Annotated in this window: 1 protein-coding gene and 1 pseudogene; one reads left to right on the top strand and one right to left on the bottom strand. The window is 60.6% G+C overall.

All coding sequences use genetic code 11. The features are described from left to right. Positions 1-276 (top strand): annotated as a pseudogene (locus tag CF165_RS49755) (nucleotidyltransferase domain-containing protein); the annotation flags it as partial. Here CF165_RS49755 and CF165_RS49750 read toward each other — a convergent pair. Continuing rightward, on the bottom strand, positions 258-713 hold a 456-nt coding region (locus CF165_RS49750; protein WP_205661262.1), incomplete at its 5' end, for a transposase. The pseudogene CF165_RS49755 and the gene CF165_RS49750 sit on opposite strands and share 19 nt — an antisense overlap.

Genomic DNA, 713 nt, shown 5'->3' with positions numbered 1-713 from the left:
TTCGTGATGGCAAGGTCTGGTGGCAACGGGTCGGTGGACGTCCATGTCTTCGAGTTCGACGAGGACGGCAACCACATCTATGGGATCGAGTACCCGAACGACTCGTTCTCCGGCGTGGGCGTGATCGGCGGTGAGCAGGTGCGGTGCATCAACCCGGAACGGATGTTCCAGTTCAAGACCGCCTATCCGCCCGCAGCGAAGGATCTGCTTGATGTTCAGGCGATGAGTGCACGGTTCGGGTTTGAGCTCCCGGCCGCTTACCGTGCTGGAACCTGACGTGTCGCGGCATTTCCGTTGTTGTCAACGAGTTTGCGGATGTTGGTCTGGGTGACGCGGACCTTGGCCAGGATCTCGTCGGCGGTCGCAGTCCAGGTGAACGGGGCGGCGTCGACGTTCCAGTGGGCGATGTAGTCGCGGATCTGCTTGACCAGCACCTTGACAGAGGTGAAGGTGCCACGGCGGATGGTTTGGCGGGTGATGATACCGAACCAGGTCTCAATCATGTTCAACCAGGACGACCCGACCGGGGTGAAATGGAAGGTGACGTGGGGGTTATCGTCCAGCCAGGCCTGCACCTCGGGCGTGGTGTGGGTGGACAGGTTGTCCAGGATCACGTGGATGTCACTATCGGAGTGTGATTTCACCGCCTTCTTCAAGAACGTGAGGAACTCTGTGCCGTCGCGGGTCGGGCGACAGTCGCCGAACACCTCACC

It is taken from the genome of Amycolatopsis vastitatis, assembly GCF_002234595.1.
In the GTDB taxonomy this organism is placed as follows: Bacteria; Actinomycetota; Actinomycetes; order Mycobacteriales; family Pseudonocardiaceae; genus Amycolatopsis; species Amycolatopsis vastitatis.
The sequence above is the reverse complement of the archived record's forward strand: the minus strand, read 5'-3'. Positions and strand labels throughout refer to the sequence as shown.